General features: G+C 60.8%; 14 protein-coding genes and 1 other RNA gene. 3 read left to right on the top strand and 12 right to left on the bottom strand.

All coding sequences use genetic code 11. From position 1 onward, the window contains the following. Nucleotides 1–73: 73 nt before the first annotated feature. From EHF33_RS15530 to EHF33_RS15495, 8 genes are all read right to left on the bottom strand, one after another. Nucleotides 74–1,216 carry a hypothetical protein gene (locus EHF33_RS15530; protein WP_124873802.1) on the bottom strand — a complete coding sequence of 381 codons (1,143 nt, stop codon included), beginning with the start codon at nt 1,214–1,216 and terminating at the stop codon, nt 74–76. Next, nucleotides 1,213–1,749 (bottom strand): type 4a pilus biogenesis protein PilO, encoded by a 537-nt coding sequence (gene pilO / locus EHF33_RS15525; RefSeq protein WP_124873800.1) that lies wholly within the window; start codon nt 1,747–1,749, stop codon nt 1,213–1,215. Before pilO ends, EHF33_RS15530 begins: the two co-directional genes overlap by 4 nt. After that, nucleotides 1,746–3,227 carry a hypothetical protein gene (locus tag EHF33_RS15520; protein ID WP_124873798.1) on the bottom strand — a complete coding sequence of 494 codons (1,482 nt, stop codon included), beginning with the start codon at nt 3,225–3,227 and terminating at the stop codon, nt 1,746–1,748. Before EHF33_RS15520 ends, pilO begins: the two co-directional genes overlap by 4 nt. A 164-nt stretch (nt 3,228–3,391) precedes the next feature. Further along, the gene (locus EHF33_RS15515; RefSeq protein WP_124873796.1) at nt 3,392–4,567 is read right to left on the bottom strand and encodes a type IV pilus twitching motility protein PilT; all 1,176 of its coding nucleotides are present in this window, start codon (nt 4,565–4,567) and stop codon (nt 3,392–3,394) included. Further along, nucleotides 4,564–6,945 carry a GspE/PulE family protein gene (locus EHF33_RS15510; protein WP_124873794.1) on the bottom strand — a complete coding sequence of 794 codons (2,382 nt, stop codon included), beginning with the start codon at nt 6,943–6,945 and terminating at the stop codon, nt 4,564–4,566. Before EHF33_RS15510 ends, EHF33_RS15515 begins: the two co-directional genes overlap by 4 nt. Before the next feature lie 393 nt (nt 6,946–7,338). Continuing rightward, nucleotides 7,339–7,575, bottom strand: coding sequence for a DUF2227 family putative metal-binding protein (locus tag EHF33_RS21960; protein WP_124873792.1), 237 nt, complete (start codon nt 7,573–7,575; stop codon nt 7,339–7,341). Continuing rightward, nucleotides 7,575–8,399, bottom strand: coding sequence for a hypothetical protein (locus EHF33_RS15500; protein WP_124873790.1), 825 nt, complete (start codon nt 8,397–8,399; stop codon nt 7,575–7,577). The genes EHF33_RS21960 and EHF33_RS15500 overlap by 1 nt, the downstream gene beginning before the upstream one ends. A gap of 143 nt (nt 8,400–8,542) precedes the next feature. Next, nucleotides 8,543–8,914 (bottom strand): hypothetical protein, encoded by a 372-nt coding sequence (locus tag EHF33_RS15495; RefSeq protein ID WP_124873788.1) that lies wholly within the window; start codon nt 8,912–8,914, stop codon nt 8,543–8,545. Between the two features lie 262 nt (nt 8,915–9,176). Between EHF33_RS15495 and EHF33_RS15490 the strand changes: the two genes are divergently transcribed. Beyond that, nucleotides 9,177–11,348, top strand: a complete 2,172-nt coding sequence (locus EHF33_RS15490; protein WP_124873786.1) for an AAA family ATPase — start codon at nt 9,177–9,179, stop codon at nt 11,346–11,348. On the opposite strand, the gene EHF33_RS15485 is transcribed toward EHF33_RS15490, so the two are convergent. Then, a complete protein-coding gene (locus EHF33_RS15485; RefSeq protein WP_277425545.1) occupies nt 11,345–11,947 on the bottom strand; it encodes an IS3 family transposase in 603 nt (200 codons plus the stop codon). The two genes, EHF33_RS15490 and EHF33_RS15485, sit on opposite strands and share 4 nt — an antisense overlap. On the opposite strand from EHF33_RS15485, the gene EHF33_RS15480 reads away from it, so the two are divergent. Further along, a protein-coding gene (locus tag EHF33_RS15480; RefSeq protein ID WP_124873238.1) for an IS3 family transposase occupies nt 11,946–13,063 on the top strand; the annotation gives its coding sequence in 2 pieces (ribosomal slippage) (nt 11,946–12,198 and nt 12,198–13,063; 1,119 coding nt in all). The two genes, EHF33_RS15485 and EHF33_RS15480, sit on opposite strands and share 2 nt — an antisense overlap. A 24-nt stretch (nt 13,064–13,087) precedes the next feature. Here EHF33_RS15480 and EHF33_RS15475 read toward each other — a convergent pair. Further along, complete coding sequence (locus EHF33_RS15475) at nt 13,088–13,417, bottom strand: IS3 family transposase (RefSeq protein WP_124873782.1); 330 nt, start codon at nt 13,415–13,417, stop codon at nt 13,088–13,090. Next, a complete protein-coding gene (locus EHF33_RS15470) occupies nt 13,414–13,713 on the bottom strand; it encodes a transposase (RefSeq protein WP_124867807.1) in 300 nt (99 codons plus the stop codon). The genes EHF33_RS15475 and EHF33_RS15470 overlap by 4 nt, the downstream gene beginning before the upstream one ends. 128 nt (nt 13,714–13,841) lie before the next feature. Here EHF33_RS15470 and EHF33_RS15465 point away from each other — a divergent pair, with 128 nt between their 5' ends. Next, nucleotides 13,842–14,807: a hypothetical protein gene (locus EHF33_RS15465; RefSeq protein ID WP_124873780.1), complete on the top strand. Its 966-nt coding sequence runs from the start codon at nt 13,842–13,844 to the stop codon at nt 14,805–14,807. Nucleotides 14,808–14,929: 122 nt separating this feature from the next. On the opposite strand, the gene ssrA is transcribed toward EHF33_RS15465, so the two are convergent. Beyond that, nucleotides 14,930–15,292, bottom strand: a transfer-messenger RNA (tmRNA) gene (gene ssrA, locus EHF33_RS15460). Nucleotides 15,293–15,310: the final 18 nt, after the last annotated feature.

The raw sequence follows: 15,310 nt of genomic DNA, 5'->3' as shown, positions 1-15,310 counted from the left end.
GGGCGAGGAGTGGCGTCCCTAGGGGCGTCCGTTCACGACGAGGGTGGTCGGTGGAGAGCGACTGGGCGCAGCTTCAGGGTTGAGGGCTGTTGAGGTTGAGGGTGGTGGTGGAGGTGTCGAGCGTGAGGTCGACGCTGGTGGGGGTGGCGTGGGTGACGCGAACTTCAGTGCCGGGGATGGTGGCGTTCAGGTCGGCGTAGACGGGGCCGGAGCTGGTGTTGAGGATGGCGATGCTGGTCTGGCCATCGGCGCGTCCGGCGTAAGTGACGGTGTTGTTGCTGACCCATTGCTGAGCGGCGTTGAGCGGTGCAGGGCGTGCGGGGGTGGCTGGTGCTGGTGGTGTGGCTGTTGAGGTTTGGAGCGGTGCGGGGGTGGACAGCTGGCGTGGTGCGGCTGGCGCTGGTGTTGCTGGGCTGGGTGGGGTGAGCACCAGGCGGGGTGCGGGTTGCGCCGCTGCGTTGACCTGTGGCAAGGGCCGGATCTGGGCTTGCGGAGGCTGAGGGGCGGGGATGGGCGTTACGGGAAGGGCGGTGGGGGTGTTGTGTGGAAGGGAGGGCAGGGCCGTAAAGGTTGGAATGGGGGTGATGGGGCGTGGGGCTAAGGCGGTGATGGGTGGCGCGAGAACGGTGCGCTGAGCAGCGCGGGGGGTCTGCCGTGGCGGTGCGGGCAGCGCGGGTGTCGCAGCAGCAGCGGTAGCGGTGGAGGTTGCGGGCAGTGGGGGCAGGGCAGAGAGGCCTGGCGCGGCAGCGTTCGAGCTGGAGGGCAGGGTTGCTTTGTCTTTGGGCGCGACGAACGGATCTGGGATGGCTGGGGTGACGTCGTAGGGATTGACGGTGGCGAGGTGCTTGGGGGTGAGCGTGCCTGCGGTGGTGCTGGTCGGGCCGGTGAGTTTGGCAGGAGCGCCCGACTTGGGTTTGGTTGTGGTTGTTTTGGGTGTCGGTTGCGGCTTGGCCGTTGTGGTGATGGTGGTTTGGGTGTGGGTGATCGGAACGGAAACCGGGAGGGGGGCGAGGGTGGTCAGGGGAGCAGGGGTACTCGCCGGGCGGGTCTTGAGATACGCGGCGGTTCCGGCAGCGAGGGTGGCCAGGAGCAGCAAGGTCAATGGGAGAGGCCGCACGCGCGTCAGGGTCCTGAGCGGACGGGACGGTGCGGGCGTCGGCGCGGGGGTGAGGAGGTCAGGCTGAATCGGCTGGGGGTCGGGCTGGGTCGGGTTCACGGCGTCCTCCCGGTGACGGTGGTGGGATTGCGGGTGTAACCGATGACTTGCAGGGTGTGCGTGAGGGCCTGATCGGTGCTGGTGGAGGTGATGTCGGTGACGTTGAGGACGCGTTTTTCGTCGTGGGTCCAGGTGAGGAGGCGGTAGAGGTTGGGGTAGGAGCCGGTGAGGTTGAGGGCGAGGTGAACTTCAGTGAAGCCCGGTAGGGGGCTGGGCTGGGTGCTGCGGGTGAGCTGCGTGAAGTTGAGCTGCTGCTCCTGGGCGGCTTGCTCGATGCGGGCGATGAGGATGCCGAGGTTTTCTTCAGCGGGGAAGGCGGCGGTGATGCGGTCAAGTTCAGCCTGGCTGGCTTTGACGCGCAGGCGCAGGGCGGGGAGGGCGTCGATTCTGCTCTGGGCGGCGTCGAGCTGAGCGCGGATGTCCTGGCTTTGGGTCTGGAGGCCTACGTGCTGCTGCCAGGTGGTTTTGGCGAGGGTGGCGTTGCCCGCGATGGCGAGGACAGCGGCGAGGGCGAGCATCAGGGTGCGGTTCATTGGGCCGCGCCTTGGGGGTTGAGGGTGGGTTTTTCGGTGGCGGTGGCCTGCATGACCCAGACGCCTTGCTGAGCGGTGGTGGGGAGGGTTTTTCTTAAGGTGGTGAGGTTGAGGGCGTAGCGGCTTTCTAAGGTGTTGATGGCGTCGTTGATGGCGGCTTTGTTGGTGGCCTGGGCGGTGAGGGTGTACGTGATGGTGGGTGCGGGGAGGGTGAGGGGAGCGCTGATGGGAACGGGCGTGCCGCCGGGCGTGGGCGGGACGCTGGCCGTGGGCGGTGGTGGTGGGGCGCTCTGGATGGCGGTGGCCTGTAAGGTCTGGAGTTTGACGGTGAAGGCACCGTTCTGGGTGGGGAGTTGGTCGGTGAGGGCGGTGAGCTTCTGGGGCCAGTTCACGCGGTTGCTGAGGATGGTGTTGACCTGCTGCTGGGCGGCTTGCCCGCGGGCGATGCTGGTGTTCAGGGCGGCGTACTCGTTGAGGGGCGCGGAGAGGGCCGTGAGGGCGACCTGGTCGCCGCTGATTTGGCGCTGGGTGGCCTGATTGAGGAGGGTGAGGGCGAGGAAGGGAAGGACGGCGACGGCGAGGCCGATGGCGAGTGGGAGGTAGGCTTTGAGGTCGCCGCGCTGGACGGTGCTGGTTTGCTTACCGGGTTTGAGTGGGAGGGTGGGGGCGAGGAAGCCGAGTTGGGCGAGGTCGGATTGGGTGAGGATGTCGAGGGTGAAGTCGGGTGTGCCGTGCATGGTTTCGTCATGGAGTCGCTGGGCGCTTTCGGGATCAGCGATCAGGATGATGTGATCCAGGCTGGTGTTCTGACCGTGGAGGATGCTAGTGATGGAGGTGAGCATGTCAAAGAGCTGGTCGAGGCGTTCGCCGATCTGCTGACTGGCAGGCTGGCGGATGCGTCCGATGATGCGGGTGTCGTTGGCGATCAGGGCGACATGCTGATGTTCGGTACTGGTGATAATGGCCCCGCCACCTTGTTTGGGGAGGCGGTGCAGGGCGGTGAGGGCGGCATTTTCGACACTGAGGAGGCTGAGTCCTGCGGCAGAGAGGGCGCGGGTGAGGTCGCCCATGGCCTGTTTGGAGGTGTAAGTGATGAGGGCCGCGTTTTCACCTTGGTCGTCGATGGTGGGGAGGACGCCGAAGATGGCGTCTTCAGCGACGTGGGCGGGGAGGTAGGTTTCGGGGCTGAGGGCAATGGCACTGCTGGCCTGCTGGGGGGTGAGGCCGGGCGCGGGGGTGAAGGTGATGTCAGCCAAGCCAGTGAGGTCAACGACGTGGACGGTGCCGCGCAATTTGAGTGAGGCGAGGGTGTCGGGTGTGACGGTCTGAACGTGACCTTTTTTGTCGCTGAGAGTGTTGTCGGTGTCGGTCATGACCAGGACGTACTGGGGCGTGTGCTTGGCCTTGTGGCGTGGTTTTGCGGGTGGGGCGGCCTTGGGGTTGGGGGGCTTGGGTGTGGAGGTGGGCGGTGGATTCATGACTGACCTCGCTAAGCTGCACGATGGGGCGCGGCTGTGTATTCCAGTGTGTGGGGGTCAAGGGTGGGCGGCTTCGCGCGGTGAGTTGTGGGCTTGGAAGGCCATAGGTGCAGTGAACGCGTCGGCCTGTGACGGGCTGCGCGGGTGGTTGGATTGAGGGGTGACTAGCGGCGGGTGAAGGGGTTGGCGCGGGTGGTGGGGGTTTCGCGGATGTTGAGAGTGGACATGTAGCTGTCGTAGCGTTTGCGTTCAACGACACGGGATTCTGCGCTGGCGGCGGTGACGCGGCCCATTTTGACGGCGATGGCGAGATGGCGGTCCATCATGGTGTTGCCGTCGTCCGCGTGGGAGTGCATGTGGTCGTAGTAGGCCGCGAGGGTGTTTTTATTGTCGGAGGTGATGAGGCTGCCCAAGACCTTATCGACGATCATGATTTCCAGCACGATCTGGCGACCCTCCCCGGTGGCTTTAGGGACGAGCTGCTGGGTGATGACAGCTTTGAGGGTGGCGGCGAGTTGGGTCTTGATCTGATTTTGCCGGTCGCCGGGCATGACGTCGAGGATGCGGCTGATGCTCTCTGGGGCGCTGTTGGTGTGGACGGTGCTGATGACGAGGTGTCCGGTTTCGGCGGCGGTGATGGCCGCTTCGATGGTTTCGGGGTCGCGCATCTCGCCGACGAGGATGACGTCTGGTGTTTGGCGTAAGACGCCTCTGAGGGCCTGGGAGAAGCCGTGGGTGTCCTGGCCGACTTCGCGCTGTTCAATGACGCAGTTGATGTCGGGGTGGAGGAATTCGATGGGGTCTTCGATGGTGATGATGTGGCGTTTTTGGGTGTGGTTGAGGTGGTTGATCATGGCGGCGAGGGTGGTGGATTTTCCGCTGCCGGTGGGGCCAGTGACGAGGATCAGGCCGCGCGGGAGAGCGATGAGGTTTTTGAGGACGGCCAGGATGCGGTCTTCTTCGAGGAGTTGGAGATCGTCGAGATTGGGGGGTAAGGCGGGGATGGGGCGGAAGGTGAGGAAGGGGCCGCCGCGTTGGAGGGCGGCGTTGACGCGGAAGCGGCAGGTGGGGGTGCCGAGCTGGAAGTCAGCTTCTTTGGTGCTTTGGAAGGCGGCGTAGCGGTTGTCGCCGATGATGAGTTTGAGGACTTCTTGAACGTCGTTGATGGTGAGGGGTGGGAGGTCGTCGATGCGGTGCCAGTGGCCGTGGAGTTTCATGATGGGTTTGGAGAGGGCTTTGAGGACGATGTCGCTGGCTCCGAGGGTGACGGCGTCTTCGAGGATGGCGTTCAAGTCGTCGATGGTAGGGATGAAGGGGATGGGGGTGGAGTGGGTGGTCATGGGGTGGCCTCATCTTTGGGATTGAGTTGGGTGTTGACAGCGGCTTCGAGGTCCTGGACGGTGATGAGGCCTTGCGAGGCTTTGAGGTAGCCGTCGGTGAGGAGGTCGATCATGCCGGTGGCGCGGGCGGCATTGGCGAGGGTGTCGGTGGTGGCCTGGGTGGTGATGAGGTCGCGGAGGTGTTCGTCGACGATGAGGAGTTCGTGAATGGGGACGAGGCCTTTGTGGCCGCGTTCGCAGGCGTTGCAGCCGTTGTGGTTGGGGGTGCGGCTTTCGTCGGTGAAGCTGAGGCGGGCGTGTTTGAGGGCGTCTGCGGCGCGTGGGGGGAGGGTGGTGGGGGTTGAGCAGATGGGGCAGAGTTTGCGGATGAGGCGCTGGGCGAGGACGCCCCGGAGGGCGGGGGCGATGTTGTAGTTCTCCAGGCCGATGTTTCTGAGGCGTTGAATGGCGCTGGCGGCGTCGTTGGTGTGGAGGGTGGAGAGCAGGAGGTGGCCGGTGTTGGCGGCAGCGATGGCGACTCTGGCGGTTTCTTCGTCGCGAATTTCGCCGAGGAGGATGATGTCGGGGTCCTGGCGCATGGCGCTTCGGAGGGCTTTGGCGAAGGTGTAGCCGATCTCGGCGTTGATCTGGGATTGATTGAGGCCCTGGAGTTGGTATTCGACGGGGTCTTCGATGGTCTGGGTGTTTTTTTCTGGAGTGGCGATGCGCTTGAGAGCGCTGTAGAGACTGAAGCTCTTGCCTGATCCGGTGGGGCCGGTGACGAGGACCATGCCGTCAGCGAGGTGGATGAGGTGGGAGAAGCGAGTGAGGGTCTGGGGGGTCATGTGGAGCCCCTCGATGTCGGGGATGTCTTTGGCTTCTCTGAGGACGCGGCAGACGATTTTTTCGTGACCTTCGGTCTGGGGGAGGCAGGAGACGCGGAGGTTGATGCGGGCGGTGCCGACTTTGAGGGTGATGCGGGCGTCCTGGGGTTCGCGGTTGTTGCCGAGGTCCATACCGGCCATGAGCTTGAGGACGCGGATGATGTTGTCGGTACTGGCTTTGGGGAGGGCCTCGGTGGCGGGCCTTAGGTGTTTGTCGATGCGGTACCGGACGCGCAGGCCGTCTTCTTGGGGTTCGAAGTGGATGTCGCTGGCGTTTTTGAGGGTGGCGGTGAGGATGGTGTTGCGCACGAAGCGTTTGACGGCGTTGTCGGTGTCTTCGAGGTCGATTTCGGGGGTGGTGTGTTGGCTGAATTCGGTGTGGAGGTCTTTGAGGGCGGTGGCGTTGGTGTAGTGGTCTCGGATGAGACGGTCGAGGGCGGTGGGGGTGACGACGTGGAGGGTGATGGGGTGGCGGTTGGTGCGTTCGGTGACGGCGGTTTTGATGAGGGTTTCGCGGGCTGGGCTGTCGGTGAGGATGTAGAGGGTGCCGTCACTTTCTTGGTGGTGGGGGTAGACGCGGTGGGTTTTGGCGGTGTGTTCGTCGATGAGGTGGGCGACGTCGGAGTGTGGGGGGTCGTCGGTGATGTCGATGTACTGGAGGTTTCTGGCATCGGCTTGTGCTTGAGCAGCCTGAAATTCGTTGATGCGCCCAGTTTTGAGGAGGGTGTCGTCGAGCTTGTAGTCGCTGAGTTCGTGGGTCTGGACGTCGCCGTAACCGAGGTGCATTAAGGCTTCTCCGATGGATTTGCGTTTTTGTCGGGTGTCGCGTTTTGGGGCGGTGGGGAGTGGCGCTGGGGTGGGATCGGGATTGGGTTGTGCGGGTGGTGGGGTGGGTGGGGTGGGTGGGGTGGTGATTTCTAGGGTGCTGACGGGAAGTTCGGGTGGCGTGATGGTGTGCGGGCTGGCGGTGAGTTCAGGTGCGGATTCAGGCGCGGTGAGGGGTTCGGTGAATGGGATGGGTGGCGCTTCGGTTTCGGTTTGGGGAGTGGGGTCTGGTGGGGTATCGAGGGCGAGCTGGACGAGATCGCGTGGGGGTTGATAGTCGGGGGTGGGTTGAGTGGAGTGTGTGGTGAGCCAGGCGGGTTCTTGGCTGGGGGTGAGTGTGGGTGGGGGGAGGAGTTCATCTGGGGGAAGGTAGTAGAGATTTTCTTCTTGGAAGGGATTGCTGCTGGCGCGGACGATGTGGGGTCCGGCTTTTGCTTCGCTGATTTGGTTTTTGGGGTCGAGGATTTGGGTGGCGACGTCGGCGCGGTGGATGCCGAGGTGGTTGAGGGTGGTGGTGATGTGGTGTTCGGTCATGAGGGTGCGGGCGCGGGTGAGGATGAGGTGGTATTGGGTGTGGGTGGGTTGTTTTTGTTCGGTGGCGTTGAGGCGTAGGCGGTTGTGTTGCATGAAGGAGAGTTGGGCGTGGGTTTTGAGGGTGGTGATGAGTTCTTGTGGAGTGGGTGGGGTCATGGGTTGGGGTTCCTCGTGGGTTGGGATATATACAAGGGTTGAAGGCGGGTGCGTTAAGGGTTCGGGGTGGTTTTCTGGCGTCTGCGTAGGCCTGAGCGTGGGTGTTGAGGGAGAGGGTGTTCAGGTTATATATCCATTCTGATTACCTATATATTCCTGGGGGTCTCACCAGCGCCGCCAATCCCAAGGCCGAACTCCATCCAGCACCAAATGAATCGCATGCGCGCTCACCAGTCCCAACAGCCCCCACCCCACCAGCACCATAGGAATCCGTCAAGACAGCGCACTCACCACCGGCCATGACATCACTCCCACCAGCAGCACCTTCACACTCAGGTACGCCAAGCAACACCACCGAACCACGCACAAACCTATGCGTCACCCCACGGTGCTTCACCAGCTTCCCAAACGGCATCCACAGCGTCCCCAGCAACCCCAGTTCTTCCGGGAGTCCACCCGCACCGACGCTGCCAGATCCAGATCCGGCGAGAACAGAAACGTGCTAAACGCACAGCCCAGGCTGAACGGCTGCCACGCTTCAGCCCGCAGCAACCCCAGCAATGCCCCCACGCCCAACCCAACCACTAAAGCGGCCAGGTTGACGCTGGTATGCACTTGGGCACTGGGCATCAGCGGACCGCCACCTGCTGATCCACCATCACGGTGTTCATCCCCACGCGGTACACCCAGTGAACCGGCAAGCTGTCCAGACTGGGCGAAGCGCCGATGGTGACGGTGCCGTAGCGGACTTGCCCGGCGTTCACTTTGAAGGTACTCAGCGTGGGTCTTACCACTGCACCCGTCACGCTTAATTGCCGCTCGTCAAACGTCGCATCCGCTGTGCTGGCTTGCAGGCGGTATTGCAAAACGACCGTGTCCTCATCCCGGCTGGCACTCAACCGCACGTCCACCGGACTGGCACTGCTGGGCATCGGCGTGCTCCTGACATCGCCTTGCGAGTCCATGATTTGCACGGCGCTGCGGGGTTGGTCAGGCAGGATGCCTTGACTTTGCGGCGTGACCACCCCCCGGTTGACGGGTGGAGGAGCAGCAGTGCTCGGAAAAGCAGGGGCACTCTGAGCTGGAGTGCGCGCGCTTGAAGGGTCAGTGATCGTGACGCTGACGATGCTGCCTGCCGCGTCACTGCTGAGCTGCACGCGCCAGGTGTAGACCTGCGTTTCGGTGGTGATCTGAATCGGCGTGTTGCCGCTACTGGCGAGTCCAGCAAGCAGGATGCGGTTGCCCACGATCTTCGTGTCAATCAAGCCGCTGCGGGTGACGGTGGCATCCGTGACGGCTTCGGGAAAGGTGAGGGTGGCGAGTGCACCGGGGCCGAGAGTGAGGGTGAGGTTTTGCCGGGTGGCCTGGGTGGTGGTGAGGGTGGTGCTCAGGTCATTGCGAGCCTGAGCAGTGAGGGGGGCGAGGAGCAGGGCGGTCAAGAGCAGTCGTTTCATGGTGTGGTGCCTCCGCTCTTGAGTGTGAGCAGGGTCAAGGGTGGTTCCTGCCCGGTTGAGGGTGGTCGGTATTACGGATGGGTGTGTTGAGGTGGAATGCAACGAGGCGAGAACTCACGCGGGTGCGTGAAATTGCTCGCCTGTCAGGGGTCGTGGATTTCTTGTGAGGCGGGTGCAGACTTGCAGTTCCACATCTGGCCAGGAATCAAGGCCCCAGGGGCATTGAGCGTCGGGATGTAGAGAGAATTGCTCACGGCATTGCGGAACACTTGATGGATTTGAGTCATGACCGACCTCCAGAGTGCATTGGTGCGGTGATACGGATTCTGATTGTTGAGTTGTGAAGTCACTTGCTGGGAGAGGGCATTGGGGAGGGCGTGTGACAAGCGGGTGAGGTCGGGTCTGGGAAACGGGCGCACGGACAGAACCGGAAAAAGCAGTTGGTAACCTGTGACCTTAAGGTAAATGGCAGTTGTAAATAGTTGTAAACCGCTTAACTTTGAATCATTTAACATGAAAGAAATCTGTCCTTAGAGCTGAGAGAAGCCCACCTCGAACGTCAGGTGGGCTTCTCTCTGAATGGTGGAGACGGCGGGAGTCGAACCCGCGTCCGGAGTCACTTCAAGCAAGCATCTACGAGTAGTCCGTCGTTCCCAAAGTGAACCGGCTCATACCGCAACGCCACGAGCGCCGCCGTCACCTCTTGCCACGCCGTCCGTGGCAGCGAACCACTCGCTTCAAAACGTATCCCATCAGGACAAAGAATGACGGCCCCAAATGCTGCATACGGTCTTTTCACCGCTGCATCCACGGCAATCAACGTCTGATTCGCTTCTTCCAGCAGTGAGCCTTGGAGACCCCAGCTTTGTCAGCATCAGGGAAGATGACCTCGCTTATGATGGCGAGATGAACGGTTCGCGGCCCGCTCGACGACGTGGGCGGCTTGAGACTCGCTTCTCGCCGCCCACCTCCTTTCCGACGGAGCTCGAACGAACCCGGCTTCTTGAGGCCATCGAGCAGCACACCCTGGCCAGGGTGATTGTCTTTTCAGGCCCTTCCGGGTACGGCAAGACCACCACCCTGGCGCAATACGCCCGCCGCCACCCGGAGAATACCCTCTGGCTGCGTCTGGGCGAGGATGACAAAGACCCGCGTTCGTTTTTGCGTTCCCTGGCGCAGGTCTGCAAACACCATAGGGTGCCGCAGTCCGCTTGGGAGCAGCTCGACGAGCAGCAAGACAGCCGCGACATCCTACTTGGTGCGATCACAACCGACCTCAACGACCATGAGGACGACCTGAACATCATTCTCGATGCCGGGGAATTCCTGAGCGTGGAATCTGGTCGGGTTTTTACCACCTTACTCAGTGCCGTGGGGGATGGTCACCGCTTCTTCTTGGCGCAGCACGACGAAGGCGCGTTCAACGCCGCGCCGTTCCTGGCGCGTGGAGAAGCGCTGATCTTCACCGTCAATACCCTGCCGTTCACGGAAACCGAAGCGCACAAGCTCGCTGACCAGCTGGGCGAGCCCAACGAAGCGATCCAGGCGCTGCAAGCGCAGTACCAGGGCTGGCCTGCGGCGGTCATGCTGGCCATCCACGGTCGACGCCAAAACGCGCCGCTCCCGGCCCGTCTGCTGGTCGAACAGCTGTTCATCCCACTGCCCGCACCGCTGAAAGAGACCCTGCTCACGCTGGCCATAAAGGACACTTGGACCCCGGAGGACTTCCCGATCTTGACTTCCGGTGTCAGCGGCTTCACCCTGATCCAGCAGGCCGGCGTGCCGCTTACGCCTCTCGAAGATCAGCGTTTTGTGCCGCACGACGTGGTGCGGGCATTCCTCAGGGCCGAACTCAACAGGAATCCGCATCGGGCGCGGGGAGTATACCTGCGCTTTGCCCGCTCTTTAGAGCAGCAGGACTTGCCGTATCAAGCGCTGCATTGGTTCTGGGAAGCACGCGAGATGGCCGACGTGATCCGGCTGGCCGAGATGCTGACGCCGCAGTGGATTCAGTACTCCGATTGGCTACTCGTTCGGGAAACGCTGGGGCCGGTGACGTTGACGCTCCTGTCACCTCAACTTCAAGCGCTGATGGCCGTCGCGTTGATCGAAACCGGCGAAGGTTCAGCCGGCAGGGAACTCGCGCTGCGCTTGATCGCGTCTCCCGAACTGGTCACGGCCATGTCCTACTTCGTATTGGTGATCAGTTCGTTCCGTGCTGGCAATCCACTCGAATCGGTAGCATACGCTGATGCGGGACTGGCAATCGCCACGGACGAAGCAGATTGCATTCGCCTTCTGCGTACCAAGGCCGGCGCGCTGTCGAGCACATCCCGCCTTGAGGAAGGGCTTGGCATAGCTCAGGAAGCCGTTGACCGTGCACAGCGCCTGGGGGACATCAGCGGCCTGCTGGCCTGCGTGACCACCAAAGCCTATCTGCTGGAGCAGCTCGGCCGAAGTGACGAGGCCCTCGAAGAGTACGAACGCACGCATGTTGCTGGGCGGCACCACGGTTTCCTGAACCGCTCTGTTCCCATGGTGGCCCACCTCGCTCCTTACTACGTCGCGTTGGGCCGCCTGGCAGAAGCAGACGCGATTCTGGACGAATTTTTGCTGATGTGTGAAAGTCGATATCCGCTCGGTACCTCGATGCTCTCCCTGCCCCTGGCCGGTCTCCGTCACGCTCAGGGACAAAAAGAGCTGGCGATCATGGCGGGAAAGCGGGCCTTTGAGCTGTTCCTGGCTGAAAAAAACATGCTCGGAGTAGGCGATAGCTTGTCTTATTTTGTCTACGATGAACTCCTGGACGGGAACATTCAGGATGCTCAGCTCATTTACGATAAACTGTTCTTTCAGGAGTACCCCGACGGCAATCCTATCAAGAGCACCCAGGTGACCTTGAAGTGGAGTGAACCCAAAGCGCAGGACCAGCAGGCAAGTCACTTCTAGGCTGGATGATAGCGGGCGGCGAACTCGGCAGGTGGGACGTAGCCGAGACTGGAATGCAGGCGTTCTTGGTTGTAAAGCTTACCGATGAAGTGGTTCACATGGCGCTGTGCATCGTCCAGATCAGCATAATCTTGAAGATCAACCTCCTCTGTTTTGAGAGTTTTGTAGAAACTTTCCATGCGAGCGTTGTCGTAGGGATTGCCTCTTCTGGACATACTTGGCGTGATACCCATCGCCCGCAGGCGGGCGATATAGAGCCGGCTGGCATATTGGACACCTTGATCAGAGTGATGAAGGAGTCCAGGTGCTGGATTGCGAGCAGCAAGCGCGTTATTCAGCGCGGCCAGTGATAGGTCGGCGTCGATAAACTTTGACATTGACCAGCCCACGATCTCACGCGTGAAACTGTCCAGCACGCATGCCAAGTAGACGAAACCCTGCTTCACCCTCACATACGTCAGATCAGCTTGCCAGACCTGATCTGGTTGGGTTGGAATCACTTGTGGGAGCAGATTGGGGTGACGTGCTCCCGGAAAACCGAGCCATATGAGAATGGAGTATCTGGCACACTGAGGGACGACGTCCCCGGAGGTCAGCATGAAGGGAAAAAAGTTCACCGATGAACAGATCAGCTTCGCGCTCAAACAAGTAGAAACCGGTGTTACTATCGGTGAAGTCTGTCGGAAAATGGGCGTCGCTGAATCGACGTTCTTCAACTGGAAAAAGAAGTATAGCGGTCTGGGTCTGAGTGAGTTACGCCGTCTGAAGCAGCTCGAAGAGGAGAACCGCAAGCTCAAAGCGTTGGTCGCCGACCTGAGTCTGGACAAAGCCATGCTCCAAGATGTGATTGCAAAAAAGCTCTAAAGCCCGTCCAGCAGCGCGTTTTAGTCACTCATCTGCGGCGGGCGTATCGGATCAGCGAGCGGCGAGCGTGTCGGGTGCTCAAGGTGTGGCGTTCCGTCCAGCGGTATCAACCGCTGGTGGACACTCAGGAGCCAGTCATCCTGAAGCGGATGACCGAGATCTCCCAGACGCGGGTACGATATGGCTACCGGCGTATTCATGTCTTGATGGCCCGTGAAGGCTGGAAGATCAATCACAAACGAATTTACCGGCTCTACAAACAAGCTGGGCTCAATCTGCGGATGAAGCGACCTCGACGCCGGGTATGTGCCGCGCATCGCGCGACGCGAGAAGAACCTATCCAGGCCAACCAGGTCTGGGCGATGGATTTCGTCTCAGACGCACTATTTAATGGTAAACGCTTTCGATCCCTGACCTTGATCGACATTTTCACACGGGAGTGCCTGGCAATCCACGTCGATCAAAGTATCAAAGCCGAGCGGGTGGTCGAAGTGGTGACCGAGGCCGCCAGGGGCCGTGGGGCCCCTGGCAAGATCCGAGTCGACAATGGGAGTGAGTTCATCAGCAAAGCGCTAGACCTGTGGGCGTATCAGCGCCAAGTCACCCTTGATTTTTCCCGTCCAGGACGCCCTCAAGACAACGGATACATCGAATCATTTAATGGCAGTTTCCGGGACGAGTGCCTGAATACCCACTGGTTTCTGTCGTTGGATGACGCCGCTGAGAAGATTGAGAAGTGGAGGATCGACTATAATGACATCAGGCCGCACTCGGCACTGGGAAATCTCGCTCCAGGAGCATTCGCAGCGCAGTTTGCCTCAACTCGCCGCCCGCCGGAGACTCCATCCTGACCCGGATCGGTTTTTGGGAGCACCTCAGGGGAAGCGTTTCTCGCTGTGAGTGGAATCGGTGGTGCGCTGGTAACGCCGCTTGGGTCGACACAATAAGCGATGTTCCCGCATGACCCGCAGAACGCGTTTGTGATTGATGGACTGCCCGCTGCGTGCCAGTTCGCGAGTGACCCGCCGATACCCATAGCCGTTCCACTTCAGCACCACTGCTTCAATGTCAGTAGCGAGTCGTTGATCTTGGTCGATGACTGCGCGGTTTCGTTGACGGAGGTACCACGACCGACTGACCGCATGCAGCTCACACAGGCGGCGCACCGACACCGTGGGATGCGCGTGTCGCGCATCCGAGATCATTTGGTGCCTTTGTTCAAGCGGTACGTCGCCAGCGATTTTTTCAAGATGGTGTTTTCTAAGGCAAGTTGGCCGCAATACCGCTCCAGCTCAGCAATCCGCAGCTCGGCGCTGCGATCTGTGGCCACGCCGTCGGTGAAGGCGGCTTCTCCGCGCGCCTCGACCTCTTTGCGCCAACGGTGGATCAGGCTGGGCACTAAACCATGTTCCCGGCTGAGTTGAGCGGTCGTTCGCTGGCTTGAATTGATTTGGTTGACGACCTGAAGCTTGAATTCACGGCTGTGATTGCGTCCTGGCATGAATGCTCCTTCGCGCTGTGATCAGCCTAACGGCTGGTCGGGGCAAAGTGGCTTGGCCGTTGGTCCTCTCTAGGGGGTTCATTCCAAAGGCTTACCTGCTGTTCGCTCAGAACAAAGAGCAGGAGAGTATGGACGTTGCTGTGGAGTTCCTCAGCACTCATCCTCCTGATGAGCGTCCAACGAACGCTCTCCTGGTTCTCCGAGCCGAGCTGTTGCGCCGCCGAGGCGAGCTTCGGCAAGAACACCTTGCTTTGAACTTCGCCTGGGCCGAAGGCAAGATCACGCATGAACACGACCTCTTCCGCGTCCTTGGTCTCTTCCCTGCATTGCTGGCCGTCGTCCTCACCGAGGGGTGGGGACCACCGAGTTTCCAGCGCCACCAGCACGCTCCTAAGGTGGCGCTCTCCAGAACTCTGCATCTCCGCACGCTCGGCCAAGTGTCCTTGACACTCAACGGCACGCCGGTGAACGCCGTCCTCGACAAAGCACTCCAAGCGCTGACGTACGTCCTGCTCGAACCCGGTACGCAGCAAGACAGCGTCGCTGACGCGCTGTGGTCCGACAAGGATTTACGGCGCGGTCGACAGTCAGCCAGGAGTGCCCGTCAGAGCCTCAACACCCAGATTAAAGCGCTACAAACTGACCTTGGCCTACCGGCCGTGCCGTTGATCGTCTCGCCGGGACGCGGACGGGAAAACTCTGCTTGGACAATCGCCAAGAACTTCGAGCTGCGTTGCGACGCCCAAGATGTCTTGATGCAAGTTGACCCAGCGCAAGTCGAACAGCTCTACCAGGGCCCGTTTCTTCCCGGTAACGACTCCGAATGGGCCGCTCACTGGCGCAGGAACATCGACGATCACGTCGCTGCCGTGCTGCGTCAGGGAATGAACGATCCCAACCTGACGCCTCGGCAGTCACTCGACCGGCTGCTGAGGATCGCTCGGATTGACCCTGGTTTCCAGGCGGAGCAGGATCTCCAAGCTCTGGCTTTGGAATGCCGGGATCCGGTCGTCTCCCGTACCGCTCAGGCAGCAATTTCTTACATTCAGCAAGGGGAGTGGGATCTGCTCCCCTCACTACGGATGGTGAACTAACACAGCAGGCTGCGGCTTTATCTCGAGAATTCCTGTTCCAATGCTAGTCAGACCCTAAAACAACGCACAACTTGAAATATGAAACAGGCCACATGGACTGAAGTCCGTGTGGCCTGTTTTGATGGTGGAGACGGCGGGAGTCGAACCCGCGTCCAATGTCGCTTCAAGCTAGCTTCTACGAGTGTAGTTCGTGATTTGTCTTACTCCCAAGCCGCACACGGACACGCTGCTCAAAGAGGCAACCTCACTTTATTTTCGCTTTAGGCCGTGAGATGCAACCTATTGCTAGCTATCTTTTGTGTCAGCTTCTACAACGCCAATAGCCGGGCTTTGCAGTTGCTGTGCAGGGGTTTAGGCCGCAAATTGGAACTGAACTTCGTTGTTGTTGCCATTTAAAAGGCTTGACCGATGATTAACGAGGCCAACGATCATCCTCGACTCGCTACTTCACTTTTCACCTACACTGTCGAGACCGGATCGTCCCCATCAGTACCGACCACTTT

The organism is Deinococcus psychrotolerans (genome assembly GCF_003860465.1).
Lineage (GTDB): Bacteria > Deinococcota > Deinococci > Deinococcales > Deinococcaceae > Deinococcus > Deinococcus psychrotolerans.
The sequence above is the reverse complement of the archived record's forward strand: the minus strand, read 5'-3'. Positions and strand labels throughout refer to the sequence as shown.